General features: G+C 65.0%; 21 protein-coding genes, 1 tRNA gene and 1 riboswitch. Of the genes, 10 read left to right on the plus strand and 12 right to left on the minus strand.

Translation table 11 applies throughout. From position 1 onward, the window contains the following. Positions 1-41 precede the first annotated feature (41 nt). The 4 genes from BcanWU425_RS01195 (at position 42) to BcanWU425_RS01210 (ending at position 3,647) form a co-directional block, all read left to right on the plus strand. A tRNA-Gly gene (locus BcanWU425_RS01195) sits at positions 42-116 on the plus strand. Positions 117-191: 75 nt separating this feature from the next. Then, a complete protein-coding gene (locus tag BcanWU425_RS01200) occupies positions 192-1,178 on the plus strand; it encodes an NAD-dependent epimerase/dehydratase family protein (RefSeq protein ID WP_204512910.1) in 987 nt (328 codons plus the stop codon). A 378-nt stretch (positions 1,179-1,556) separates the two neighbouring features. Beyond that, a complete protein-coding gene (locus BcanWU425_RS01205; RefSeq protein ID WP_085349220.1) occupies positions 1,557-2,837 on the plus strand; it encodes a PQQ-dependent sugar dehydrogenase in 1,281 nt (426 codons plus the stop codon). A 216-nt stretch (positions 2,838-3,053) separates the two neighbouring features. Then, a complete protein-coding gene (locus BcanWU425_RS01210; RefSeq protein WP_204512909.1) occupies positions 3,054-3,647 on the plus strand; it encodes a c-type cytochrome in 594 nt (197 codons plus the stop codon). Positions 3,648-3,659: 12 nt separating this feature from the next. Here BcanWU425_RS01210 and panE read toward each other — a convergent pair whose 3' ends face one another. The 4 genes from panE to BcanWU425_RS01230 form a co-directional block, all read right to left on the minus strand. After that, positions 3,660-4,583: a 2-dehydropantoate 2-reductase gene (gene panE, locus BcanWU425_RS01215; protein WP_204512908.1), complete on the minus strand. Its 924-nt coding sequence runs from the start codon at positions 4,581-4,583 to the stop codon at positions 3,660-3,662. A 186-nt stretch (positions 4,584-4,769) separates the two neighbouring features. Next, positions 4,770-5,384 (minus strand): 2-hydroxychromene-2-carboxylate isomerase, encoded by a 615-nt coding sequence (locus BcanWU425_RS01220; protein ID WP_204512907.1) that lies wholly within the window; start codon positions 5,382-5,384, stop codon positions 4,770-4,772. Positions 5,385-5,473: 89 nt separating this feature from the next. After that, positions 5,474-6,838, minus strand: coding sequence for an MATE family efflux transporter (locus BcanWU425_RS01225; RefSeq protein ID WP_231189604.1), 1,365 nt, complete (start codon positions 6,836-6,838; stop codon positions 5,474-5,476). Between the two features lie 74 nt (positions 6,839-6,912). Next, complete coding sequence (locus tag BcanWU425_RS01230) at positions 6,913-7,509, minus strand: DUF2239 family protein (protein ID WP_085349217.1); 597 nt, start codon at positions 7,507-7,509, stop codon at positions 6,913-6,915. Between the two features lie 150 nt (positions 7,510-7,659). Here BcanWU425_RS01230 and BcanWU425_RS01235 point away from each other — a divergent pair, with 150 nt between their 5' ends. After that, positions 7,660-8,325, plus strand: coding sequence for a glutathione S-transferase family protein (locus BcanWU425_RS01235; RefSeq protein ID WP_085349216.1), 666 nt, complete (start codon positions 7,660-7,662; stop codon positions 8,323-8,325). 10 nt (positions 8,326-8,335) lie between these two features. Here the strand turns inward: BcanWU425_RS01235 and BcanWU425_RS01240 are convergent, their stop codons facing one another. Both BcanWU425_RS01240 and ggt read right to left on the minus strand, forming a co-directional pair. Continuing rightward, a complete protein-coding gene (locus tag BcanWU425_RS01240) occupies positions 8,336-9,631 on the minus strand; it encodes an MFS transporter (protein WP_085349215.1) in 1,296 nt (431 codons plus the stop codon). 111 nt (positions 9,632-9,742) lie between these two features. Beyond that, on the minus strand, positions 9,743-11,494 hold the full coding sequence (gene ggt, locus BcanWU425_RS01245) for a gamma-glutamyltransferase (protein ID WP_204512905.1): 1,752 nt from the start codon (positions 11,492-11,494) through the stop codon (positions 9,743-9,745). A 99-nt stretch (positions 11,495-11,593) separates the two neighbouring features. Here ggt and BcanWU425_RS01250 point away from each other — a divergent pair, with 99 nt between their 5' ends. Then, positions 11,594-12,982 carry an MFS transporter gene (locus BcanWU425_RS01250; protein WP_085359603.1) on the plus strand — a complete coding sequence of 463 codons (1,389 nt, stop codon included), beginning with the start codon at positions 11,594-11,596 and terminating at the stop codon, positions 12,980-12,982. Between the two features lie 163 nt (positions 12,983-13,145). On the opposite strand, the gene purH is transcribed toward BcanWU425_RS01250, so the two are convergent. The 3 genes from purH to BcanWU425_RS01265 all read right to left on the minus strand — a co-directional run bounded on the left by purH (position 13,146) and on the right by BcanWU425_RS01265 (position 18,123). Further along, complete coding sequence (purH, locus tag BcanWU425_RS01255; RefSeq protein ID WP_204512904.1) at positions 13,146-14,738, minus strand: bifunctional phosphoribosylaminoimidazolecarboxamide formyltransferase/IMP cyclohydrolase; 1,593 nt, start codon at positions 14,736-14,738, stop codon at positions 13,146-13,148. Positions 14,739-14,760: 22 nt separating this feature from the next. Beyond that, positions 14,761-14,842: riboswitch (ZMP/ZTP riboswitch) on the minus strand. A 59-nt stretch (positions 14,843-14,901) separates the two neighbouring features. Continuing rightward, on the minus strand, positions 14,902-16,620 hold the full coding sequence (locus tag BcanWU425_RS01260; RefSeq protein WP_026233860.1) for a heparinase II/III family protein: 1,719 nt from the start codon (positions 16,618-16,620) through the stop codon (positions 14,902-14,904). Between the two features lie 156 nt (positions 16,621-16,776). Further along, complete coding sequence (locus BcanWU425_RS01265) at positions 16,777-18,123, minus strand: RsmB/NOP family class I SAM-dependent RNA methyltransferase (RefSeq protein WP_204512903.1); 1,347 nt, start codon at positions 18,121-18,123, stop codon at positions 16,777-16,779. A gap of 186 nt (positions 18,124-18,309) precedes the next feature. On the opposite strand from BcanWU425_RS01265, the gene BcanWU425_RS01270 reads away from it, so the two are divergent. Next, complete coding sequence (locus tag BcanWU425_RS01270) at positions 18,310-18,519, plus strand: DUF1674 domain-containing protein (RefSeq protein WP_085359609.1); 210 nt, start codon at positions 18,310-18,312, stop codon at positions 18,517-18,519. A gap of 57 nt (positions 18,520-18,576) precedes the next feature. After that, entirely contained in the window at positions 18,577-19,167 is a 591-nt protein-coding gene (locus BcanWU425_RS01275) for a thermonuclease family protein (RefSeq protein WP_026233862.1), read from the plus strand. Between the two features lie 54 nt (positions 19,168-19,221). Here BcanWU425_RS01275 and BcanWU425_RS01280 read toward each other — a convergent pair whose 3' ends face one another. Next, positions 19,222-19,737: a L,D-transpeptidase gene (locus BcanWU425_RS01280; protein ID WP_018459693.1), complete on the minus strand. Its 516-nt coding sequence runs from the start codon at positions 19,735-19,737 to the stop codon at positions 19,222-19,224. A gap of 443 nt (positions 19,738-20,180) precedes the next feature. After that, a complete protein-coding gene (gene acs / locus BcanWU425_RS01285) occupies positions 20,181-22,127 on the minus strand; it encodes an acetate--CoA ligase (RefSeq protein ID WP_204512902.1) in 1,947 nt (648 codons plus the stop codon). A gap of 400 nt (positions 22,128-22,527) precedes the next feature. Between acs and BcanWU425_RS01290 the strand changes: the two genes are divergently transcribed. Next, positions 22,528-23,697, plus strand: a complete 1,170-nt coding sequence (locus tag BcanWU425_RS01290; RefSeq protein WP_018459695.1) for a DNA topoisomerase IB — start codon at positions 22,528-22,530, stop codon at positions 23,695-23,697. A gap of 11 nt (positions 23,698-23,708) precedes the next feature. Here the strand turns inward: BcanWU425_RS01290 and BcanWU425_RS01295 are convergent, their stop codons facing one another. Beyond that, on the minus strand, positions 23,709-24,164 hold the full coding sequence (locus BcanWU425_RS01295; protein ID WP_204512901.1) for an SRPBCC family protein: 456 nt from the start codon (positions 24,162-24,164) through the stop codon (positions 23,709-23,711). Positions 24,165-24,265: 101 nt separating this feature from the next. Here BcanWU425_RS01295 and BcanWU425_RS01300 point away from each other — a divergent pair, with 101 nt between their 5' ends. After that, positions 24,266-25,360, plus strand: coding sequence for an adenylate/guanylate cyclase domain-containing protein (locus tag BcanWU425_RS01300; protein WP_204514029.1), 1,095 nt, complete (start codon positions 24,266-24,268; stop codon positions 25,358-25,360). Positions 25,361-25,362 lie beyond the last annotated feature (2 nt).

Raw genomic sequence — 25,362 nt, forward strand, 5'->3', positions numbered from 1 at the left:
CGACAGCCGTTGCCGGCGCAGTCATGCGACCGACACAGGATGCGGGTGTAGCTCAGTGGTAGAGCACGACCTTGCCAAGGTCGGGGTCGAGGGTTCGAGCCCCTTCGCCCGCTCCAATTTTCTCCCAAAGCATCCAGTGAGCCGGATGGGCACGTGGTTTTCCACGCCTCTGGCGGCCGTTTGGGTCTCGAATGACAATTCTGGTCACAGGCAGCGCGGGCCATCTCGGCGAGGGTCTTCTCCGCACGCTCCGCGGGCGCGATTCGTCTGTGCGTGGGATTGACCTGAAGCCATCGCCCTTCACCGATGCCGTGGGCTCGATCGTCGATTCCGACTTCGTCCGAGCCCAGATGGACGGCGTCACCGCGGTGATCCACACCGCGACCCTGCACAAGCCGCATGTGGCGACCCACAGCAAGCAAGACTTTGTCGACACCAACGTCACCGGCACGCTCAACCTGCTTGAAGCGGCCGTGGCCGCCGGCGTGCGCAGTTTTGTCTTTACCAGTACCACCAGCGCGTTTGGCTCGCAGCTTCGCCCCGAGGCGGGCCAAGCCGCGGTGTGGGTCACCGAGGACCTGCCGCCGATTCCGAAGAACATCTACGGCACGACCAAGCTGATGGCTGAGACTCTCTGCGAGCTGTTCTGTCGCGAGCGCGGCCTGCCTGTCGTGGTCTTGAGGACCTCGCGCTTCTTCCCGGAAGACGATGACGATCCGGCGATGCGGTCGGCTTACGCGCCGGAGAATGCGCAGGCCAACGAGCTGCTCTATCGCCGGCTGGATATCGCGGACGCGGTGAGCGCCCATCTGCTCGCCGCCGAGCGCGCGCCGGACATCGGGTTTGCCCGCTACATCCTGTCGGCCACGAGCCCGTTCGAGCAGCGCCATCTCGCCGCACTGGCGCGCGACGCGGCCGGTGTGGTGCACGAGCTCTATCCGGATTGTGCGGAGCTCTATGCGGCGCGAGGCTGGCGGTTGTTCCCCGCGATCGACCGCGTCTATGTCAACGAGCGCGTGCGGCACGAACTCGGCTGGCGGCCCGAATTCGACTTTGCGCATGTCCTGAAATGCCTTCGCGATGACCGCGATTTTCGCAGCACGCTGGCGCGCGATGTCGGGTCGAAAGGCTATCATGAGACGATTTTCGACGATGGTCCTTACCCCGTCGCCCCGTAGCCGCCACCTTTGCTAATTCGCTCGATCCGTCAGATGTCTACCCGGAGTCACCCGGCAGCAAGATGGCCGGAGCCGTTCTACTTTGCATGGGGTTGTTTTCGCTTTTTTTGTTCCAGACCTCCTGCTGCCTGCAAATTAGCCGCGCATGATCTCGATTCCGCGCTGCAGCGAGAGCGTTGTCGTAGCGGCATTCGCGATCATTGCCTTTCCGTCTCAATTTTTACTGAGGGCTATCGCAGCGCACGCGGCGCGCTTCTCACCGCTCGCAGATGTGCTAACCTTCTGCGTCTGTCCTCTCGACAGAGTCCGAACTTCGCCTCTCGATAGCAAAATAAAATAAATGTGCAGCCCTGATGGCTGCCTTAGGGGAGTGACGCGATGAAATTCCATCGATCCGTCTTTCAATCCGTCCTGGCGCTTGCAGCGGTTGCCCTTCTCGCGGGGACAAGCGTCGGTCACGCGCAGCAGCAGGACAAGAACAAGCCGCTGAAGAAATACGAATCCGGCACCAAGGAGTTCTGGACCCATCCGCCGGACGACTGGTTCCTCGGCGACGAGACCGAGGCGCAGAAGGGCCTGGCGCCGCCGTCGGGTCCGCCCACCGGCGCGTCCGACGCCGAGCTCGCCAATATCGTCAAGAAGGTCAAGCTGCCGCCGGGCTTCAAGATGGAGGTCTACGCCTCCGGCGTGCTGGCCGCGCGGCAGATGGCCTGGGGTGACAAGGGCACGCTGTTCGTCGGCTCATTCGGCCTCGGCAACGTCTATGCGATTAAGGACAACAACGGAAAGAAAGAGGTCAAGACGATCCTCAAGGGCCTGAACATGCCCACGGGTCTGGCCGTCAAGGACGGTGCCCTCTACGTCATCGCGGTCGACAAGCTGATCCGCTACGACGACATCGAAAACAAGCTCGACAATCCCGGCGAGGGCAAGGTCGTCTATGACGACATGCCGTCCTATGCCGCGCATGGCTGGAAATACATCGCGGTCGACAAGGAAGGCTGGTTCTACATTCCGTTCGGACCGCCCTTCAACATCGGCATTCCCCCGACCAGCGTGTCGCAGATCCGCCGCGTCGATCCCAAGACCGGCAATGCGGAAATCTATGCGCTCGGCGTTCGCAACTCGGTCGGGGGCGACGTCGATCCGCGCACCGGCAAGTTCTGGTTCACCGAGAATGCCCGCGACTGGATCAGCGACGATCTGCCCTCAGACAAGCTGAACATGATCAGCAAGATCGGCGAGCACTTCGGTTATCCCTACTGTCACCAGGGTGATCTGCCGGATACCAAGTTCGCGATGGGCCACAAATGCTCCGAGTTCACGCCGCCCGTGCTGAACCTCGGCGCTCACGTCGCTCCGCTGGGCATGAAGTTCTATACCGGCGACCAATTCCCGGCCGAGTACAAGAACAACATCCTGATCGCCGAGCACGGCTCCTGGAATCGTCACAAGTACCAGGGCGGCCGCATCATGCGCGTGATCGTCGGTCCCGATGGCAAGAACGCCAAGCAGGAGGTGTTCGCCTCCGGCTGGATCGAGGGCGACCAAGGCTATCTCGGCCGTCCCGACGACATCATTCTCGCCAAGGACGGCTCGATCCTGGTCGCCGACGACTGGGCCGGCGCGATCTACCGCATCAGCTACAGCAAGAAGTAGCGTAAGACGACGCGAGGCTGCGGTGCCGAGAGGGCGCCGCAGCCTTTCTCATTTCAATTTCGCACGCTGTCGTTTCCGATCGCGCACCGCTTGCGCGCAAGTCCGGAACCCTTGGCCACGAACGCGGGTTATCGAATTCTCAGATGCGTCATTGCGCATCATAGCTCGCGCTTCTTCGCCCCGGAATGACGCGTTCGATAGATCGGAATTCCAATCATGCGCCGGCAGTTCATCTCGCACGCAATCAGCGCGGTCGCGCTCCTCGCGCTCGGTTCTCTCCCCACAAGCGCCGCCGACAATGCCGCGATCAAGGAGAAGGCCGTCGTCTGCGCCGGCTGTCACGGCGAGAACGGCATCTCGCAGACCGAGAACATTCCTTCGCTCGCGGGCCAGCCCGATCAATTTCTGCAATGGCAGCTCGTGTTTTTCCGCGCCGGCTCGCGCAAGAACGACCAGATGCAACCCATCGCCGAGGAAATCACCAACGAGGACGTCCGCAATCTCGGCGCCTATTTCGCCGCGCTGACGCCGCCCACAGCGGCGGAGGACAAGGATCCGGACCTGTCGAAAAAGGGCGCCCAAGTTGCCGCCGGCCGCCGCTGCGCCTCATGTCATACGGATAGCTTTGCCGGCACCAAGGCCGTCGCGCGGCTGGCGGGCCAGCGCGAGGAATACCTGGTCAAGGCGCTGCACGACTACAAGAGCAGCCAGCGCGTCGGCGGCGGTGGCGCTGCGATGGCCGATGTCGCCTATCACATGAGCGATGAGGAAATCACCGCCGTCTCGCACTATCTCGCGTATTTCAAATAGCGGAAGCTGCGGCTACCCCACCCGCTGCTTCTCATACGCTTTCAAATGCGTGTAGGCGATGCGCAGCTTCGGCACCGGCACCTTGGCGGCATCGGCGCGAGCGATGAGGTCGCCGATGACGTGATCGGCCTCGACCGGCAGGCCCGCCTTGACGTCGCGGAACATCGAGGCCGTCATCGGTGAACCCTCGGTGGTGAGGTTGCCCTTCACGCGCTCGAAGAACGGCCCGCCCGGCGTGTAGCCCGACGCGGTGGCGATCGCGCTGGTCTCGTCCAGCATGCCGAGCAGGAAATCCCTGCCGCCGGGAGCGGCGAGAATATTGCCGACGGAGGTGCGCATCAGGCTGGTGGACGCGGCCAGCGAGGACAGGAACACCCACTTTTCCCACATGTCTTGCATGATGTTCTGGCTGGCGGTGGCCCCAGCGATGCCGCTCTTGAAGGCCTCGTCGATCGCCTTGACGCGATCCGACAGCTCGCCGTCGCGCTCGCCGTAATTGATCGACTGCATCGGCTGGAGCTGCACCACCTCGCGCTTCTCGTTGAGCGTCGCGGCGATGGCGCAGAGGCCACCGAGCACGCGCTCCTTGCCGAACTTGTCGTCGAGGATATCGAGATGCTTCATGCCGTTGAGCATCGGGATGATCGCCGTATTGGGCCCGACTGCTGCCGCGAACGACTCGATGGCGTCGTCGAGGTCGAAGGCCTTGCAGCTCAGCAGCACGACGTCGAACTTGTCCTTGAGCGCGTCGGCCTGAATGGTCGGCGGATTTTTCAAGGTCACGTCGCCGTTCGGGCTTTTGATGACGAGGCCGGCGCTCGCGAGCTCGCTGGCGCGCCGCGGCCGGACCAGGAAGGTGACGTCGCGGCCGGCCTGCAACAGCCTGCCACCAAAATAGCCGCCGATGGCGCCAGCGCCGACCACGAGGATACGCATGGGATTGTCCTTGTTGTTGGTTCTTTTTCGTCGTCTTGGCGAAAGCCAGGACCCATTACCCCGACTGCCTCTTGTCGGACAAGTCGGAGCCCCCGCCTATCGCCAAATGCGATCCGGTGGTTATGGGTCCTGGCTTTCGCCAGGATGACGTCAAGGACATTGTTCGGTTTCCCTGCTTCGAGAAAATCACTTCCCCGACACCATCTCCTCGACCTCGCGCAACTGCTCCTTGCCGAAGAACATCTCGTTGCCGACGAAGAAGGTCGGCGAGCCGAACGCGCCCCGCGCGACAGCCTCCTCGGTGTTCTTGATCAGTCTGCCCTTCACCTCCGGTTCCCCGGCGCGAGCGAACAGCTTTTGCGCGTCGAGGCCGGAGGACGCCAGCGCCTTCGCGGCGATTTCCGGATCGTCCATCTTCTTCGGCTCGCGCCACATGTGGTGGAAGGCGGCTTCGACGTATGTTTCGAACACGCCCTCGAGCTGCGCCGCGATCGCTGCGCGCATCAGGTTCAGCGTGTTGACGGGGAAGAACGGATTCATGACATAGGGCTGCACCTGGAAGCGCTTGACGAAGCGCTCGGTCTCGACCGCGTGGAATTCGCGCTTGTTCTTGATGCCGGCAAGCGTCTCGGCGGGGGACTTGTTGTTGGTCGATTTGAAGATGCCGCCGAGCAGGATCGGCACATATTCGAATTTGACGCCGATGCGCTGCTCGATGGCGGGGATCGCGAGATGGCTGAGATAGGCGTTCGGACTGCCGAAATCGAACAGGAATTGCGGGGCTGTGCCGGTCAAAATCATGCTCCCTGACGTCGCTTTTTTCGCATTGTGGCGCAGCGCGCGCCGCGGGTCTACCGTTTAATGACGGTCATAATCTCTTGATGATTTGGTCAGGTCAGGCGCCGGATCGTCCCCTTGCGCCACAACAGAAGGTAATAGCCCATCTGCAAAAGGAACATGGCGCAGAACACGATCGGATAGGCGGCCCACACACCCTCAAGGCCGATCGTGCGGCTCAGGATCACCGCGGACGGCAGTTCGATTGCTCCGATGGCGAAGATCGCGAGCAGCATTGGCGTCAGTGCCACGCCGGCAGCGCGCATCGCGCCGGAAAACACCGTCGCCAGGCCGAACGGCACCGAGCTCCACAGTGCGATGTTGAGCAAGCTCTTGGCCAGCTCGAGCACGGCGTCATCCGTGATGAAGATGCCGAGCACGGCGCGCGGCGCGAGATAGATCAGCGCCACCAGCCCGCCCGTCAGGACGATGTTGAACGCAAGTCCGGTGCGCACGATGCCGTCGAGCCCCGCTCTGTCGCCGCGGCCGACCGCCTGCGCGCCGAGGATCGAGACCGCGATTGAAATCGATATCGCCGTGAACTGCGTGTAGCCCATCACCTGATTGACCGCGCCATAGGCCGCGGTTGCGTTCGAGCCGAAGCCGTTGACGAGGCCGAGCAGCACCAGCTCGGCGATCGCCATCACCACCATGCCGATCGCGCTCGGCAGTCCAATGCCGAGGATCTGTCCCAGCACCACACGATTGAGCCGCAGATGGCGCAGCAGTGCAGCATCCGGTGCCAACCCATGTTTTCTTCGCAGCAGATAGGCCGCCAGCGCGACCAGCGTCAGCGCGTTGGCGATCGCCGCTGCCCAGGCCGGGCTGGTGATGCCGGCCGCGGGTAATCCGAACGACCCGCGGATCAGAATCGGCGTCAGGATCAAGCCGATCGCGGTCGACAAGGCCAGCGCCAGCAAAGGCGTCAGCGCGTCACCGACGCCGCGGATCATCGCCGTCATCAGCAGGAAGACGAAGCCGAGCGGCATGGTGAGCAGCATGACGCGGGCATAGGCGCTAGCCTGGTCGAGAATGTCTGCGGGCGTTGCGAGCATCATCATCAATTGCCGGCTGAAGATGCCGCCGATCAGTGCAATTGCAATCGAGAGCAGCAGGCCGATTGCGAGCGTCGTGCCGACGATGAGCTTGATCCGGCCCTGCTCGCCCGCACCATAGGCCTGGCCGATCAGCACCGTGGCGCCGGTGCTCAGCCCCATGACGAAGGCGAAAAGGAAGAACATCACCGGAAAGAACACCGAGACCGATGCAAGCGCGTCAATCCCGATCATCTGGCCGAGATAGACGTTGCTGACGGTGCCGAACAGTGATTGCAGCGCGTTGCTCAGCATCAACGGTGCGAGGAAGCGCAGAAAACTTTTCCAGAGCGGCTTGGCTGCGGACATGGATTGGCCTTTCATCAGGGCCTGCGAAACCGTCGCCACGCGCAATGCGCGTGGCCTGGCCGTCGATGGGGTTGTGAGAAGGCGCGCACCTAAGCGCGGTCGCTGTAGGCGAGCTTGACAATGTGGTCGCGGATGTCGGCGGGCCAATCTGCGATCAGTCCGGTGAAACGCCGCCGATCATCCGCAAACAGCGCGCGCGATGCTTCCTCGAACTGCGGCAGATTGCCGGCCATGGTCGACATGAAGTGATAGGCCGCATCGCGCGCCTGCCGCTCGCGGTCTTTGTCGCCGCTGGCACGCCGCGCCTCTTCGACAAGTTTCCGTAGTGCGACCGAGGCGCCGCCTGCTTGCGCGCTGAGCCACTCCCAGTGCCGCGGCAGCAGCGTCACCTCGCGCGCGACCACGCCGAGCTTCGGCCGGCCGCGACCGCGCGGCTCGCTCGGCGATGGGGTCTCCTCAACCGGGGGCGGGACCAGCTTCGCCAGTCGCGCCAGCACCTCGCGGTCTCCGCCGCGCAGATCGAAGTCGATCGATCTGCCCGTGGCGTCCTCGAAGATGATGATGGGCTCGTCCGGCCGCTCCGTCATCCTCTTGATGACCAGCGCGACCTCTCCTGCCGGCCCGGAGACCAGACGGCGATGCCCTTGGAAAGCGGTGAAAGTCTTCTGCATTGGAATCATTGCCATATTGGTCGCGATGGCAGCTTTAATACCCGGGTAAATTGCTAAGGTCAATATATCCGGGTTAAAATACCCGACCGGATGGCTCGACATTGCGTTCCCGGGCTGGCACGAAGCGCGGCTGATCGAACCATGCCTAGCCCCGGGGACCACGCGATGCTGACCGTTCATCACCTCAACAATTCCCGCTCGCAGCGCGTGCTGTGGCTGCTCGAAGAGTTGGGCGTGCCTTACGAGATCGTGCGCTATCAGCGCCAGCCGGACATGCGCGCGCCGAAGGAGCTCCGCGCCATCCATCCACTCGGCAAGTCGCCCGTTATCACGGACAACGGCAACACCATCGCCGAATCCGGCGCGATCATCGAATATCTCATCGCCACCTATGGCAACGGCCGGCTGGTCCCGCCGCCGAACACGCCGGAGCGGCTGCGCTTCACCTACTGGCTGCACTATGCGGAAGGCTCGGCGATGCAGCCGCTGCTGCTCAAGCTGCTGTTCACGCTGATGCCGAAGCGCGCGCCGGCGTTGCTCCGCCCGCTGGTGCGCAAGGTCTCGAACCAGGCGCTGACTGCGCTGGTCAATCCGCAGCTCAAGCAGCACATGGATTACTGGGAAGGCGAGCTCGGCAAGACCGAGTGGTTCGCCGGCAACGAGTTTACCGCCGCCGACATCCAGATGAGCTTTCCGCTCGAAGCGGCCCAGGCGCGCGGCGGGCTCGAGCTCGGCCACCCCAAGGCGATGGCGTTCCTGGAGCGCATTCATGCACGGCCGGCTTACAGCCGCGCCCTCGAAAAGGGCGGGCCGTATCAGGTGGGGCGATAGTTAGCCTGCATCAGTCCGCGTGCAGCACGCGCCCGCGCGTCTCCGGCAGCGCGAAGGCGGCGATGAAGAACAGCGCGTAAGCCACCACTGCGAAGATCGCGATCGCATTCGCAAGCGACGTCGTCGCCGACAGCGCTCCGACCAGGAACGGAAACAACGCGCCAATGCCGCGGCCGAAATTGTAGCAGAACCCCTGGCCCGAGCCGCGCAGCCGCGTTGGATAAAGCTCGGTCAGGAATGCGCCGACGCCGGAGAAATAGCCCGAGGCGAAAAAGCCGAGCGGGAAGCCGAGCACCCACAGGATTTCGTTGGTGAGCGGCAGCTGCGTGTAAAGCAGCACAACCGCCATCGCGCCGATCGAGAAGGTCAGGAACAGATTGCGCCGTCCGATCCGGTCGGCGAGCCAGGCGCCGGTGAGATAGCCGATGAAGGAGCCGATGATCAGGGTCGAGAGATAGCCGGTCGAGCCGACGATCGACAGGTGCCGCTCCTTGGTCAAGAACTGCGGCACCCAGAAGGTGACGGCGTAATAGCCGCCCTGGCAGCCCGTCGCCATCAGCGACGCCAGGATCGTGGTCTTCAGGACCGGGCCCGAGAAAATTTCCCAGAGCGCCGGACGATTGCCGCTCGCGGCCTGCTTGGCGCGGGCCTCGGCCGCGATCTCCGGTTCGGTCACGGAGCGGCGGATGTAGAACACCAGCAGCGCCGGTAGCGCGCCGATCACGAACATCCAGCGCCACGCCGTCTCCGCCGGCAAGGCCGAGAACAGGATCGCCTGCGACAGCACCGCGAGGCCCCAGCCGACCGCCCAGCCTGACTGTACCGAGCCGACCGCTCGCCCGCGATATTGCGGCCGGATCGCTTCACCCATCAGCACGGCGCCCGCCGCCCACTCCCCGCCGAAGCCGAGGCCCAGCACCGCGCGTGCGATCAGGAGCTGTTCGAAATTCTGCACGACCGCGCAGATCAGCGAGAAGAACGAGAACCAGATGATGGTGATCTGGAGCGTTCTGACCCGGCCGATATGGTCGGAGAGATAGCCGCCGAGCCAGCCGCCGATGGCGGAGGCCAGCAGCGTCACGGTGCCGGCGAGGCCAGCCGATCCCGCATCGACCTTCCACAGCGCGATGATGGTGCCGATCACCAGCGGGTAGATCATGAAGTCCATGCCGTCGAGCGCCCAGCCCGCGGCGCACGCCCAGAATGTCCGCCGCTCCGGCGCGTTCATGTCGCGATAGAAGGCAAGAAGGCTGGTGTCCTCGATCTCGGCGCGTTCGATGCGCTGGTTCGGATCAACGGTGGTCATGCGCGTTTCCCGACGGTGTTTTCTTTGGCTGTTTCTCTGGCCTCGCGATGGTAGCACGCGCGGCGGCGCGCGTAAGCCGGCCGCCGGCCTTCGCGCCATGCAAGGACAGAGTTACTGCCCCGCTGCTTCCGCGCCCCGGGTGCGTGGATCGGGCGCGCCGAGCGGCCCGTTGGCGGTCACCGCGATCGAATTCGCCGATGTCTGCCCCATCGGCGCGACGATGTGATGATCCATCGCCTTCAGCTCGAGCAGCACATTATCGGGAAAGCCGCTCTCGACCCGGACCTCGTCGGGCAGCCATTGGTGATGCAGTCGCGGTGCGGCCACGGCGGCGGCGACCTCCATGTTGTAATCGAGGACGTTGACGATCACCTGGAGCACTGTCGAGATGATGCGGCTGCCGCCCGGCGAGCCCGTCACCAGCACCGGCTTGCCGTCCTTCAGGACGATGGTCGGCGACATCGAGGACAGCGGCCGCTTGCCCGGCCCGGGCAAATTGGGCTCGAACCCGACGAGGCCATAGGCATTGGAAGCGCCGACCGCTGCGGTGAAATCGTCGAGCTCGTTGTTGAGCAGCACGCCGGTGCCGTCGGCGACGAGGCCGACGCCGTAGCTGAAGTTCAGCGTATAGGTGTTGCTGACGGCGTTGCCGCCGCCGTCGACGACGGAAAAATGCGTGGTGTTGCTGCCCTCATGCGGTGAGGCCGCGGTGGAAACGAGCTGTTTCGACGGCGTGGCGCGATCCGCGGAGATGGTTGCCCGCAGCTTGGCGGCGTAATCTTTGGCGGTGAGCGTCCCGATCGGCGCGTTGACGAAGGCGGGATCGCCGAGATAGCGCGCCCGGTCCGCATAGGCGCGCTTCATGGCCTCGATCAACAGATGCAGCGAGGCCGGCGATCCCTGCTTCAGATCGGCGAGCTGAAAACCTTCGAGGATATTGAGCGTCTCCACCAGCACCACGCCGCCCGACGACGGCAGCGGCATCGACACGATGTCATAGCCGCGATAGGTGCCGCGCACCGGCGCGCGGATCACAGCCTGATACGATTTCAAATCGGCCGACGTCATGATGCCGCCCGCGTCAGTCACGGCCTTGGCAAGTTTTTCCGCGACCGGCCCCTCATAGAAACCGCGCGGGCCCTGTGCGGCGACAGCCGACAGCGTTTCGGCGAGATCGCTCTGCACCAGCTTGTCGCCTTCGCCAAGCGGCGTGCCATCAGGCCGCGAGAAGATCTGGGCCGAGGAGGGCCAGCGCACCAGCCGCTTGTGCCAGCCCGGCAGCGTGTCGGCAATGTCGTCGCCGACGAGGAAGCCGTCGCGGGCGAGCACGATCGCGGGCTCGAGCAGTTGCGCCAGCGTGAACCGGCCCGAGCCATATTTTTCCAGGGCCAGCGCAAGACCCGCGACGGTGCCAGGCACGCCGACGCCGAGCGCGGAATCCCGCGACTTCGCCGCATCGGGCTTGCCGTCGGCGCCGAGGAAAATCTGCGGCGTCGTCGCAGCCGGCGCGGTCTCGCGATAATCGATCGTGATGTCTTCGTTGCGCTCGGTGGAATGAATCACCATGAAGCCGCCGCCGCCGATATTGCCGGCGCGCGGATAGGTCACGGCCATCGCAAAGCCGGTCGCGACCGCGGCATCGACGGCATTGCCGCCGCGCCGCAAGATATAGGCGCCGACCTGCGCGGAGATTTTCTCCTGCGCTACTACCATGCCGTGTTCGGCGGGAACGGCGTGCACGGTGTCGAGCGCGGGCGGCACATAGGCCCGCCGCGCATCCTGCGCGGTCGCGGTCGGAAGTCCGAACGCCAGAGTGGCAAGGAAGGCGAAAAATGTCCGCCGTGTCGAAAAAGACGACATCATCAAACTTCCGCAATGGCCATGGGCAGTTCACATGCAGCGCTGCAATGCTATACGGTTTGCCCCGACAGAGGCAAAACTGTTCGTGATGAGGATTATGGAGTGACGACGATCGCCCGGGATGCGCGGATCGCCGGCGCGCAGCGGACCTATCCGCCGCGCAGCGCCGTCGTCAGCTGGATCTTCTTCGACTGGGCCGCGCAGCCTTATTTTACGCTGATCACGACCTTCGTGTTCGCGCCCTATTTCGCCACCGGCATTGCGCCGAATCCCGCCACCGGGCAATCGTTGTGGGGCTTTGCGATGGCTGCCGCGGGCCTCGCGATTGCCTTGATGTCGCCGGTGCTGGGGGCTATCGCCGATGCGTCGGGCCGCAGGAAGCCGTGGATCGCCGGATTCGGCGCAGTGCTGGTGCTGGCATCCTGCACGCTGTGGATCGGCAAGCCCGGCGATCCCTCGATCATTCCGCCGCTGCTCACCGCGGTCGCGCTCGCCAGCGTTGGCGCGGAATTCGCCACTCTCTTCAACAATGCGATGATGCCGACGCTGGTGCCGCCGGAGCGCATCGGGCGGCTCTCCGGCACCGGCTGGGCGACGGGTTATGTCGGCGGCATCGTCAGCCTGGTCATCGTGCTCGGCCTGCTCGCCGCGAATCCCGAGACCGGCCGCACGTTGCTCGGCTTCACGCCTCTGTTCGGGCTCGATCCGATCAGCCGTCAGGGCGATCGTGCCGCCGGACCGTTGACCGGACTTTGGTTCATCATTTTCGTGACGCCGATGTTCCTGTTCACGCCGGACTATCCCGCGAAGCGTCCGGTGCGTGAGGCGCTGCACGAAGGCCTGTCGGAGCTGAAGCAATCGATCAAGGGGCTGCCGCAGCAGAAATCGCTTGCGGCGTTTCTACTCGCCAACATGATCTACACCGACGGTCTGGTGTCGCTGTTTGCCTTCGGCGGCATCTATGCCGCGGGCACGTTCGGCTGGCACACGATCCAGATCGGCACCTTCGGCATCATGCTCGCGATCGCCGGCGCGTTTGGCGCGTGGTCCGGCGGCAAGCTGGACGATCGCTTCGGGCCGAAGCGCGTGATCGCCGGCAGCATGCTGATCCTGCTGCTGGCGCTGGCGGCGATCCTGCTGGTCGACAAGGATTCGATCCTCTTCATCAAGGTCGCGCCGCCCACGCCCGGCGGTGCATTGTTCGCGGCTGCGTCAGAGCGCGCGTATCTGGTGCTGGGCTGCCTGATCGGTGCGGCCGGTGGTCCGCTGCAAGCGGCCTCACGTACGCTTCTGATCCGTCTCGCACCGAAGGACCGCATCGCGCAGTATTTCGGTCTGTTCGCACTGACGGGGAAAGTGACCTCCTTCATCGGCCCGCTGCTGATCGGCGTGATCACCGCGGTGACGGCGAGCCAGAAGGCCGGCATGGCCGTGCTGGTGGTGTTCTTCGTCGCGGGTCTGGCGCTGTTGATGCGGGTGCGGGAAAATTAGCGTCGTCCCGGCCTAGTGCGCAATTGCGCATGGGGACCGGGACCCATACCGCGTGATTGCTCGTTGCCGCGACACGGCCAGTACCGCACACCAAACTACTTCCTGGGCTATGGGTCCCGACCTTCGCCGGGACGACCCGTCGAGAGTTTAGTACACGACAGATCTAGTGCCTGAAGTGCCGCGTGCCCGTGAACACCATGGCGATGCCATGCTCGTCGGCGGCCTTGATCACTTCGTCGTCGCGCATGGAGCCGCCGGGCTGCACCACGGCGGTGGCGCCGGCCTCGATGCAGGCGAGCATGCCGTCGGCGAACGGGAAGAACGCATCCGACGCCACCACCGAGCCCTTGGTGAGCGGTTCGGCGAGCTTCAGCTCGGCGGCCGCATCCTGAGCCTTGCGTGCCGCGATCCGCGCTGAATCGACCCGGCTCATCTGGCCGGCGCCGATGCCGACGGTCGCGAGATCCTTGGCGTAGATGATGGTGTTGGACTTGACGTGTTTTGCGACACGGAAAGCAAACTTCAGGTCGCGCATCTCGGCATCAGTGGGCGCGCGCTTCGTGACAACCTTGAAGGTCATGTCGTCGACGACGGCGTTGTCGCGGCTCTGCACGAGGAGACCGCCCGCCACCGTCTTGGCGGTGAGGCCCGGCGCGCGCGGGTCGGGCAGGCTGCCGGCGAGCAGAAGCCGAAGGTTCTTGCGCGCGCCGATGATGGCGATCGCTTCCTCGCTAGCGTCAGGCGCGATGATCACCTCGGTGAAGATTTTCGTGATCTCGCGCGCGGTGTCAGCATCGAGTGCGCGGTTCATCGCGATGATGCCGCCGAACGCCGAGGTGGAATCGCAGGCCAGCGCCTTGCGGTAGGCGCCGACGAGGTCGGAGCCCTCCGCGACGCCGCAGGGATTGGCATGCTTGACGATGACGCAGGCTGCGGTGCGCTTGGCGTCGAACTCGCCGATGCATTCATAGGCCGCATCCGTGTCGTTGATGTTGTTGTAGGAGAGCTCCTTGCCCTGGAGCTGCCGCGCGGTCGAGACACCCGGCCGCTTGTCGGGCGTCGCATAGAACGCCGCGGTCTGGTGCGGATTCTCGCCATAGCGCAGTGACTGGATCAGCCGGCCGCCGAAGGCACGGAAATCGGGCGCGTCGATCTCGAGCTGGCGATTGAACCAGTTCGAGATCGCGGCGTCATAGGCGGCAGTGCGCGCGTAAGCCTTGACGGCAAGGCGCCGGCGCAACTTCAGCGTGGTTGCACCGCTGTTGGCGGCGAGCTCATCGAGCACGGCCTGATAGTCCTGCGCCTCGACCACGACGGCGACGTCGTCATGATTCTTCGCGGCGGCGCGGATCATCGCGGGGCCGCCGATGTCGATGTTCTCGATGCAATCCTCGAAGCCCGCGCCTTTGTCGACGGTCGCCTCGAACGGATAGAGATTGACGACGAGGAGATCGATCGGCGCGATCCCATGCGCCGTCATCGCATCCGCATGGTCCTTGTTGTCGCGGATCGCGAGCAGACCGCCGTGCACCTTCGGATGCAGCGTCTTCACGCGGCCATCCATCATCTCGGGGAAGCCGGTCAGCTCGGACACGTCCTTCACCTCGAGGCCGGCCGCGGCGATCGCCTTTGCGGTGCCGCCGGTCGAGATTAGTTCGACATCGTGCGCGGCAAGCGCCTTTGCGAAGTCGATCAGGCCGGTCTTGTCGGAAACGGAGAGAAGTGCGCGGGTGACGCGGCGGGGATGGTCAGTCATGAGCAAGATCCTCTGTCTGAAGGAGTAATGCCCAGGCGCGCGGCAGCTGTGTCCCGCGCTTCCCGATGGTGCTCCATCCAAGGTCGCCAGTCGCGCGAGCGAGGGCTCGATAGCAGTTTTCGGTCGCTATCACAACGACCAGATGGTGCCGAATCGCATGCGTCTACAGCGGAAGTTCCGGCTCCCGCCGTGCATTTCTGCGGGCATTCGTGACCGCCGGCGAGGCGGTGGAGCGGACAAAACTCCAGCGGATCGAGGGCGCCTGCCGCGCATCCTGACGGATCACGATCTGCGCGGTGCGGCGCGGGCCGTCATTGCCGGCCAGGGACACGCTGTCCTCGAGTTCCACCTTGTCGTCGAGCGCCTCGAAGGTCCAGACGTCGCGATTCGGGAGCACCAGCATGACGCCGCGGGCGTCGGACAGCCGGCTCGCCTTCACCGCCGGGTGCAGATGGAATCGCAGCGCGAAATCGGCGTCCGGACCCTTGAAGCGCCCGCCTTGCGGCGGCGACAACGTGTCCTCGCCGTCGATGCGCGCGCCGTCATTGGCGATCATCAGTACGCGGCGGTGGATCGCGCCGAATTTTGTCAGGTAACCGTCATGCGACGTCGTGAGCAGGGTGCCGTTCTGCACGATTTCGCGATAGCTCTCGACCTCGACCGGGCCGCTGGTGACCGGAGCACCGTGCAAGAGCCGCTTCATCGCCGACATCTCCACGAACTGGCATGACGAGGTGTCGTGATAGGTCAGCGTCGAATGCGCCGCCGTGCCGCGTGCGAACGGCCGCCAATTGTCGCGGCCCGTGGCCGGCATGCCGCAATTGGTGACGATGCGGCTGATGCCGGAGGAGAGTTCGAACGACAGGCAGCCGGCATGGGCGTCGTGGCTGACGCTGGCCGCCGGCGGCGGGCCCGTGTCGATGATCAAAGTGGTCTGGCCGGCATCGAGGCGCTGGAAACCGGTATGCGGCATGTTCGACATCGGCGCGCCGTGGGTGTCGTCATAGGCAAGCAGCGTCGCGAGCAGGTCCGACGGGGTCGCGCTCATGCCGTTGAAAAGCGCGAAATTGCCGTCGCCGTGGCGGAAGAAGCGCAGCATCGGCATCATGCGGTCGATCGCGTTGAGCAGCGCGGGCGGCGGCGCGATGTTGCGCGCGGCAAAGGTCTGCCGCAGCGGCAACAGGTCGATCAAGAGCTCGATCAGCGCGCCCGGGTTGCGCGAGACATGCCCGCCGTCGGGCAGGATCTGCCGCTGCAATTCATCCGAGAGCTTTTTCGAGGTGCTGCGGATGTGACTTGCCTGGTTGGCAAGGCACAACGCCGCATAGCACAGCGCGATCAGCACCTGGAGCTTCGGCACTCCGTCGGGGATGTTGACCATGGTGTAGCGCAGCAAGCGGATTTCGCGCGCCAGCGCGCGCAGATACCGACGATAGAATTTGTTGTCGGTATCGTTCAGCACCAGCGGCGCCTGCGACAGCAGGGAGATCACGCGGCGCGCCAGCACGTCGGCGCGTCGCGCGACGGGACGGCGCTTGCTGGCGGGGTTGCCGATCCAGTCCTCGATCAGCGAGCGCGCATTCGCGCGCGTCAGCGCGGTGTCGGCGGCGCGCAAATGGCGCAGCCAGCCGAAGCCGAGCAGCGCAACTTCCCAATCTTCCGACGGCGGCTCGAGATCGAAGATCGAGCGGCCGTGGCAATTGACGATCTTGCCGGCGAAGACGAAGCGGCCGGCATAGATCTCGGCGGCGCGGGTCGCATCCGCGGTGCGTAGATCATGCGGCGCGATGATCAGCCGGTCGGCGCGGCCGGGCCAAACCCGCGACAGGGCGACGGAACCGCCGCTCGCGCGCGCGAGCATGTTCCGCGCGAAGCGGTTCATCACCAGCGTCGAGATACGTCTGCGTTGAGCGACCGACACGCCTTGCCTTGATGGGGGAGAGGATTCCGACGAATCCTTATTAATCCCAAAATCGGACGGCCGACACCACCTTGAACGACGCGAATCAGTGCCGTGTTTGCAAAATCCAGTGCAAAATCAGGATTTAACGAGCCGGGCCGCGAAAAATCCGTCGAGGCCGCCGAGCTTGGGATCGGCGTTCGGCAGATGGCTGGGCAGGGTGCGCAGATCGCCCTCGGCGGTAATGATCTCGCTGTGCCCAGACACCTCGGACGCATCGATCGGAACCCGGCGGAGACCGGGCTCCGCGGTCAGCAGCGCGGCGACCGCATGCTCGCCCTCTTCAGGTTCCAGCGAACAGGTGCAATAAACTAGCGTCCCACCGGGCTTGAGTAGCGAGACCGATTTTTGCAGCAGCCGCCGCTGGAGCGCGGTCATTGCGGCGATGTCGGATTCCTGCCGGAGCCAGGATACATCGGGGTGGCGGCGGATCGTCCCGGTCGATGTGCAAGGCGCATCAATGAGGATGCCGTCGAAGCCATCGGCAGGGCCGGCCCATTCCGCGGCGTCGGCGACGACGGTCTCGGCCTGCAGCGACAACCGCGTCAGATTCTCGCGCAGCCGTGCCACCCGGGCAGGCGAGCGGTCGATGGCGGTGACGTGCGCGCCGGCCTGCGCCAGTTGCGCGGTCTTGCCGCCGGGAGCGGCGCAGAGATCGGCGATGGATTTGCCCTTGATGTCGCCGAACAGCCGGGCTGGCAACGCAGCGGCGGCGTCCTGCACCCACCATTGTCCTTCGGCGAAGCCGGGAAGCATGGTCACCGCGCCGTGCAGCACCGTGCGCACCGATCCGGTCGGTAGCACTTCGCCATGGAGCCGGCTCGCCCATTGCGCGGCGTCCGACTTCACGGTCAGATCCAGCGACGGATCATGGCTGAGCGCGAGCGCCATGTCCCTTGCGACCGTCTCGCCATAATGCGCGCTCCAGCGCGCGACCATCCAGGGCGGCAGGTCCAGCGACTGCGCGGCAACCTCGTCCACCAGCGCCTTGCCCTCGCGGGCGCAGCGGCGCAGCACGGCGTTGACGAGGCCGGCATAGCGCGCGGCGCGCCGGTCGGATTGCACGAGGCGAACGGAGAGATCGACGGCCGCGTGATCGGGCACGTCCATCCAGAGGATCTGGGCGGCGCCGATCAACAGCGCGCTCTGCGCGCGCGGCGCGTCGGAGGGAATGCCCTTGTCGAGCAGGCGGGACAGCACATGGCCGAGCGTGCCGAGCCGGCGCAGCACGGTGGCGACCAGGCGGCGCATCAGCGCGCGGTCGCGGTCGGGGAGCGTCTTCAGTCCGGGATGGGCGCCGCTGCCGTCGAGCTGCTCGTCAAGTGTGCGGTGCTTTTGCAGCACGCCGTCGACGATGTCGGCGGCAATCCGCCGCGCCGCGAGACCGGGCACTTCGGATGGAGGAGCGAAACGTTGAGAAGGCATGCGGAAACAAGGTTCTGAGCAGCGGCAGTTCGCCGTAATGGGCGCATGCCTTGAGAAGGCGATCTCTGGCACGCGAATATGCCAAATGTAAGAATCGCTTCCGGGTTTTTCAGCCCTTTCGGAGCCATTTCAGGAATGCGTTATTGGGCGTCGCGTCGCGGGCCATCCCGCGCTAGAAAGCCGGCGATGAGCGACCAGCCTCCCGTTCCCGACCGCAAGCAGCTTACGCCGGCCGCCCAGCGCGCGCTGGCCGAGGCCGAAGCGCGCCGTCAGGCTGCGGCAGTCGGAACTAAAAACGACGGCCAGGCGGCGCCAAAGGAGTTGCAGGGCCCAAAAGGACCCGAACCGACCCGCTATGGCGATTGGGAGCGCAAGGGCATCGCTTCCGACTTCTGAAGCTTGTCTTTTGAGGCTCGCTTGCCGGACTGCCCGACTCAGCCCTAGCGTGCGCGGATGTCGCGTTTCGATCCAAGCCATCCATATCGGCCTTCATACAGCGGCTCGCCATTTGGTCGCCGGTTCTCAGGGCTGTTGCCGTGGATGTTCGTGGTTGGAATCGTCGTGGCCGTGGTGTTCACGTCCCGGCATGGGATGAACTGGCAGTTCCCTCACGTGACCGACGGTCAATCACGAGACGCCGAGATTGTGCTCCAGCAAGGCGGCCATCCCGATCGTCGCGAGCCGGTCGATGTCGTTCGCACCATTGACGGCGACACCTTTCTCGCACGCGTTCGTCAGCGCGACGGCCGCGATCTCATCGTGCGCGTTCGCCTGCGCGGCATCGACGCACCCGAGATGAAAGCATCCTGCCAGGAGGAACTGGACAAGGCCGAAGCCGCGGCCCGCGCATTGCGCGATCTGCTCGCGCAGGGTGGCGTGACGATCACCAACCTCGGTGCCGACAAATATGGTCGCGTTCTCGCCGACGTCGCGACCAAACGCACGACCAATGTCTCGGCGGCGTTGCTCGCGGGCGGTTACGCGCGGAGCTACAATGGCGGCCATCGCGACGGCTGGTGCGCGCGGAGCTGGCGCTTCTGGTGACAAAAAGCCGCGTCGAACGACGCGGCTATTGCCGTGTCGTCCTGATGCCGGCGATCAGCGCGTCACGACCACCGTCGTGCCGACCGAGACGCGGCTGTAGAGATCGGTGATGTCGTCGTTGAGCATGCGGATGCAGCCATAGGAGACGAAGCCGCCGATCGAGCCCGGCACGTTGGTGCCGTGGATCGCGTATTCACCGCCGGACAGCGTCATCGCCGCGACGCCCATCGGATTGCGGGGCGAGCCGCCCGGGATGACGTCCGGGATGCTGGGCTTGTCGCGCTTCACCTCGGCGGGCGGCGCCCAGGCCGGATTGCGGTACTTGCCGTCGATGCGGGTGGTGCCGGCCCACTGCTTGCCGGACTTGCCGACGCCGACCGGGTAGCGCACGGCGTGGCCGCTATCGAGGACGAGATAGAGCCGACGCTCGTTGGTTTTGACCACGATGGTGCCCGGCGAATAGTCAGCCAGGTTCGTCCCCACCATTTCCGGCCGCGCCTGCGCCGCCGTCAACGTCAAGACCCCAGTCACGACGGTGGCGGCCAGCGCCACAGCAATCCTCATCGACATCGATTTTCCCCTTGCCCCGAACGGACCGTCCAAGATTACGCAAAACCGGCAATCGCCGGCTCGCCAAGTCCTTGTTAGGGGACATTCTTAACCGCGCCTGTTAACCGGATGGTTTCCACGCACGGCCGCCAAGGGCCAGCCAGCAGGGGGAACAAAGGAAATGTTCGAAACAAAGTAAATGACCTGAAAACAACACTTGGCGGGAAAGATGCCCGGGCGCCGGGGCGCGGCCTGACAAGTGCGTGAGGATGTGAACGGCCGTTGTTCGAGGGAGCGCTAACGCGGGGATGCGATCTCGTGTCCCGGACGCGGCGCAGCGCGAAGCGGTGCGACGCAGAGCCGGGATCTAGAAGGCCACAGAGTCTGCCGTTGCATCGGCCCCGACTCTGCAGCGCACCGCGAAGTGCGCGCTACGCTGCGTCCGGGGCACAGGACGATGTGGCTCAGACCGCCTTTTTGTTCTGACGGTTCTTGACGAGGTCGTCGACCACGCCGGGATCGGCCAGGGTCGAGGTGTCGCCCAGGCTGCCCGGTTCGTCCTCGGCGATCTTGCGTAGGATGCGGCGCATGATCTTGCCGGATCGGGTCTTGGGCAGGCCGGGCGAGAACTGGATCTGGTCGGGCGCAGCGATCGGGCCGATCTCCTTGCGCACCCAGGTGACGAGCTCCTTGCGTAGATCCTCGGTTGGCTCGATGCCGGCCATCAGGGTCACATATGCGTAAATGCCCTGACCCTTGATGTCGTGCGGGTAACCGACCACGGCGGCTTCCGAGACCTTCTCATGCGCCACCAGCGCGCTTTCGACTTCGGCGGTACCCATGCGGTGGCCGGAGACGTTGATGACGTCGTCGACGCGGCCGGTGATCCAGTAATAACCGTCCGCATCGCGCCGGCAGCCGTCGCCGGTGAAGTACTTGCCCTTGTAGGTCGAGAAATAAGTCTGCTCGAAGCGGGCGTGGTCGCCATAGACCGTGCGCATCTGGCCCGGCCATGACCGCGTCAGGCACAGATTGCCTGATGTCTCGCCGTCCAGCACGTTGCCGTCGGCGTCGACGATCTCAGGCACCACGCCGAAGAACGGCTGCGTCGCCGAGCCCGGCTTGAGCTTCGTGGCGCCGGGCAGCGGCGTGATCAAAATGCCGCCGGTCTCGGTCTGCCACCACGTATCGACGATCGGGCAGCGGTCGTCGCCGACGACGCGGTGATACCACTCCCAGGCTTCCGGATTGATCGGCTCGCCTACCGAGCCGAGCAGGCGCAGGCTGGCGCGCGAGGTCTTCTTCACGGGCGCGTCGCCGCTCTGCATCAGCGCGCGGATCGCGGTCGGCGCGGTGTAGAAGATGTTGACCTTGTGCTTGTCGATGACGTTCCAGAATCGCGAATTATCCGGGTAATTCGGCACGCCTTCGAACATCAGCGTGGTCGCGCCGTTGGCGAGCGGTCCGTAGAGAATGTAGCTGTGGCCGGTGACCCAGCCGACGTCGGCGGTGCACCAGTAGATGTCGCCGTCGTGATAGTCGAAGACGTATTGATGCGTCATCGCGGCGAACACGAGATAGCCGGCGGAGGTGTGCAGCACGCCCTTGGGTTGGCCGGTCGAGCCCGAGGTGTAGAGGATGAACAGCGGATCCTCGGCGTGCATGTGCTCGACCGGGCACTCGGTCGTCACCATCTTGGCGGCGTCGTGGTACCAGAGGTCGCGCGAGGGATTCATTTCGACCGCGCCGCCGGTGCGCTTGACCACGACGACCCAGTCGACGCCGTCTGCCTTGGCGAGCGCCGCGTCGACATTGGCCTTCAGCGGCACCTTCTTGCCGCCGCGCAGGCCCTCATCGGCGGTGATGATCACCTTGGACTGGCAGTCGTTGATGCGCTGGGCGAGGCTGTCGGGCGAGAAGCCGGCGAACACCACGGAGTGAATCGCGCCGATCCGCGCGCAGGCCAGCATCGCGTAGGCCGCCTCCGGAATCATCGGCAGGTAGATGGTGACGCGGTCGCCCTTCTTGACGTTCCGGGTGCGCAGGATGTTGGCCATCCGGCAGACCTCGTCGTGCAGCTCCTTGTAGGTGATGTGCCGGGATTGGGAGGGATCGTCGCCTTCCCAGATGATCGCGGTCTGGTTGGCGCGATTGTGGAGATGCCGGTCGATGCAATTATGGGCGACGTTGAGAACGCCGTCCTCGAACCATTTGATGGAGATGTTGCCGGGCGCGAAGGAGACGTTCTCGATCCTGGTCGGCGCGTGCATCCAGTCGATGCGCTTGGCCTGCTCCGCCCAGAAACCGTTCGGGTCCGAGATCGAGCGGGCGTACATGTCCTTGTACTTGGCCTGGTCGACCCAGGCGCGCTTCGCCCATTCTGCGGGGACGTCGTAGATCTTCTCGGACATGTTTCCCTCCACATACGGCGAGCCGAGCACGGACCACTGGCGAGCCGACTTGATCGTTGAACCGATTATGCGTCGGGCTAACCGGACCCGACAAGGTGCACAAGCTGGACCTTCGGCGAGCAGCCTGCCATGCGGAGGATCAAGCCGTTTCGTGCGACTGTCGCAGTTTTGAAACAGGGCGACGGGCGGCTTTGGGGTCTTCACCCAGATGCTCGGAATGGGCCCGCGCAGAGCGCCATGCATTCAGCAGAGGTATTTAGAAACCGCCTCTCACTGATTCGGGACTCGCAATGCGGTTCGGAACACCCTAAATGGCCAACCCGGGTCCAACGAGACCCCTTGGAACAAAAATCAGAACAGCGGCATTGACCGACAACAGACAGGGCTAAGGCATAAGACTATGATGGATCAGCAGAATCTCGGGACGATACGGCCCGCTTCAGCCGATCCTGCAGCCATCGCGCTGGCCAAAGCCCTCGGACAATGGCCGAAACCGGCCGGTTCCGGCCGTCCCAGCCCGAAGAAAGTGTTCGACGCGGCGCCGTCGACGACGGTCGAGGCCCTCGCCAAGGAACTGGGCCTGCGGCTCGGCGACCAGAACGAGCTGACCATCCGCCGCGTCAGGCGCGGCAAGGGCTATTCGTTCGTGCGGCCTAACGGCGTCCACATCCGCGATGCCCGCACCATTCGGCGGCTGCATTCGATGGCGGTGCCGCCGGCCTATCGCGAGGTGCGCTACTCGGCCGATCCGAGCACGCATCTCCAGGCAGTGGGACGCGATGCCGCGGGCCGGCTGCAATATCGCTATCACGCCGATTGGGAGAAGGTCCGCGAGCAACGCAAGGCGCATCGCCTGGAAAAGCTCGTCGGCGCGCTGCCCAAGATCCGGCGCAAGGTCTCGGCGTTCCTGTCGGGCGACGAGCCGACCCGCGAGTTCGCGCTCTCCGCCGTCATCGAATTGATCGCGCGCACCGCGATCCGCCCCGGCAACGAATCCTATGCCCGTCTCAACGGCACCCGCGGCGCCACCACGCTGCTGAAGTCCAACGTCTCGCTGGAAGACGACAGCTTCGTGCTGACCTTCAAGGCGAAGGGCGGCAAGGCGGTGCGCAAGGAGTGCGACGCGGCCAAGCTCGTGCGCGCCATCGGGATCTTGCAGGGCGTTCCCGGCAAGCGCATGTTCCAGTATCGCGATCCCTATGGCATCGTGCGCGCGGTCAGCACCACGCAGGTGAACGCGTTTCTGCGCGAGATCGCCGGCATCAAGATCTCGCTGAAGGATTTCCGCACGCTGATGGCCTCTGCCGTCGTCGTGGAATCGCTGTCGCGGATCACGCCGGCGACCAGCCAGCGCGGCCGCAAGAAGCAGGTGCTGGAGGCGATCCGCGGCGCTGCCGACCAGCTCTCCAACACGCCGGCGATCTGCCGCAAGAGCTATGTTCACGATACCATCGTCACCGCGTTCGAGGACGGCATCCTGGAACGCTTCGCCGCGACCATGAAGGGCCAGCGCTCGCAGGCCAGGCGCGAGCAGCTTTTGCAGCAGGTGGTGGCGACCGCGGCGGTCTGACCTCGGCGTCGTTACGCGTTGTTGGAAACGCCGTTGTCGGGACCGGGATCGCCGCCCGCGGCTGCCGCCGTGAGCCGTCCCAGATAGTGCGCCCATCCCGTCGCGTGGGCGGCCGCCTGTTCCTCGGTCGGCAGCCCGCTATGGGTCATGCGCAGCAATGTGCCGCCGTCGCGTTCGATCAGGTCGATCTCGATCAGGCTTGAGCCGGGCGGCACTTCCTGGCCGCCCTCCCATCCAAACGTGTAGGCGAGCCGATGCACCGGCACGACTTCGCGGAATGCGCCGCGGGCAACGCCGCCGCGGGGGCCGATGCCTTTGAGCAGATACAGCCCGCCGGGATGTGGCTCCGTGGTCGCGTCGGAACCCATCCAGCTCAAAATCTTCTCGGGGTCGGTCAGGTAGGCGAAAACGGTGGCGCGTGGGGCCGCGATCTGGGTCTCGCGTCGCACTATGAACGGTTCGGTCATCGACGATCACCCCTGGGCTGACACTGGGACATGGCGGCGCTCGAGCGGCCCGTCAAGGATTGCCCGTGACAAAGACCGCCTGCCTTCGTCATGATCGGGCCATGCACCTCTCGCCGACACTCGCCTGGCTTGTCGATGCCGCCGCCGATAGCGCCGGCGCCGACCGCCTGCTCGCGGACCTTGGCGCACATCTGGTCGCCGATGGCGTGCCGCTTGCGGCGGGCAGCCTGACGCTGGAGGTGCCACATCCGCTGATCGCGAAACGGACCTGGTTGTGGCGCGCGGAGAACGGCCGGGTGATCGAAGCGCTCGGCTTCGCACCAGGCGGCCTCGCGCCCGACCCGCCCAACGATGCCGGCCGCCGCTGGCTGCGCGACATCGCGGAGGGTGAAGTGCACGAAGATTTGGTCGGACGGCCCGACGGGCCGTTGCTCGGCTGGATCGGGCCGCGTCCGTTCACCGCGGACGAGACCGAGCAATTGCGCCAGGCCGCGCGCTTTGCCGCTACACCCCTTGCCGTACTTGCCGCGCGTGCAACGTTGCGCGCGACGCTGGATGCCTATCTCGGCAAGCGCAGTGCGGAGCGGGTGCTGGCGGCACCCCTGCGGCGCGACCTCGGCGAGACCATACAGGCCGCGCTGCTCTATGCCGATTTGCGCAACTTCACGCTCCTATCGGAAACCAATCCGCCTGCCGAGGTCATCGCGGCGCTCGATGCCTGGTTCGATCGCATCGCCGGCGCGGTCCACGCCTTCGGCGGCGAGGTGCTGAAATTCATCGGCGACGGTGTGCTCGCGATCTTTCCGGTGGTCGGGCCGTCACCGCGCCAAGCGTCCGATGCAACTCTGCGTGCCGCGCGCGCAGCCGAAGCCGGGATGGTGTATCTCAACGCGGAGCGCCGTGCTCAAGGTCTGCCGCCGCTCGCGTTCGGCGCGGCGCTGCATCTCGGCGAGATGCTATGGGGTAATATCGGTGCCGCCAATCGGCTGGATTTCACCGCGATCGGTCCCGCCGTCAATCTCGCCAGCCGGCTCGAAGGATTGTGCAAGCCGCTCGGCAGAACCGTGCTGGTGTCGGGCGCGCTCGCCGCCGAGACCGACATGCCTCTGATCGCGCTCGGATCGCATTCGCTGCGGGGCATCGCCTCGCCATGCGAGGTGTTTGCGCTGCCGGAGAAACAAGCTCCGATGTCGTAGCC

Source organism: Bradyrhizobium sp. WU425 (assembly GCF_021052305.1).
GTDB classification, from domain to species: Bacteria; Pseudomonadota; Alphaproteobacteria; order Rhizobiales; family Xanthobacteraceae; genus Bradyrhizobium; species Bradyrhizobium canariense_D.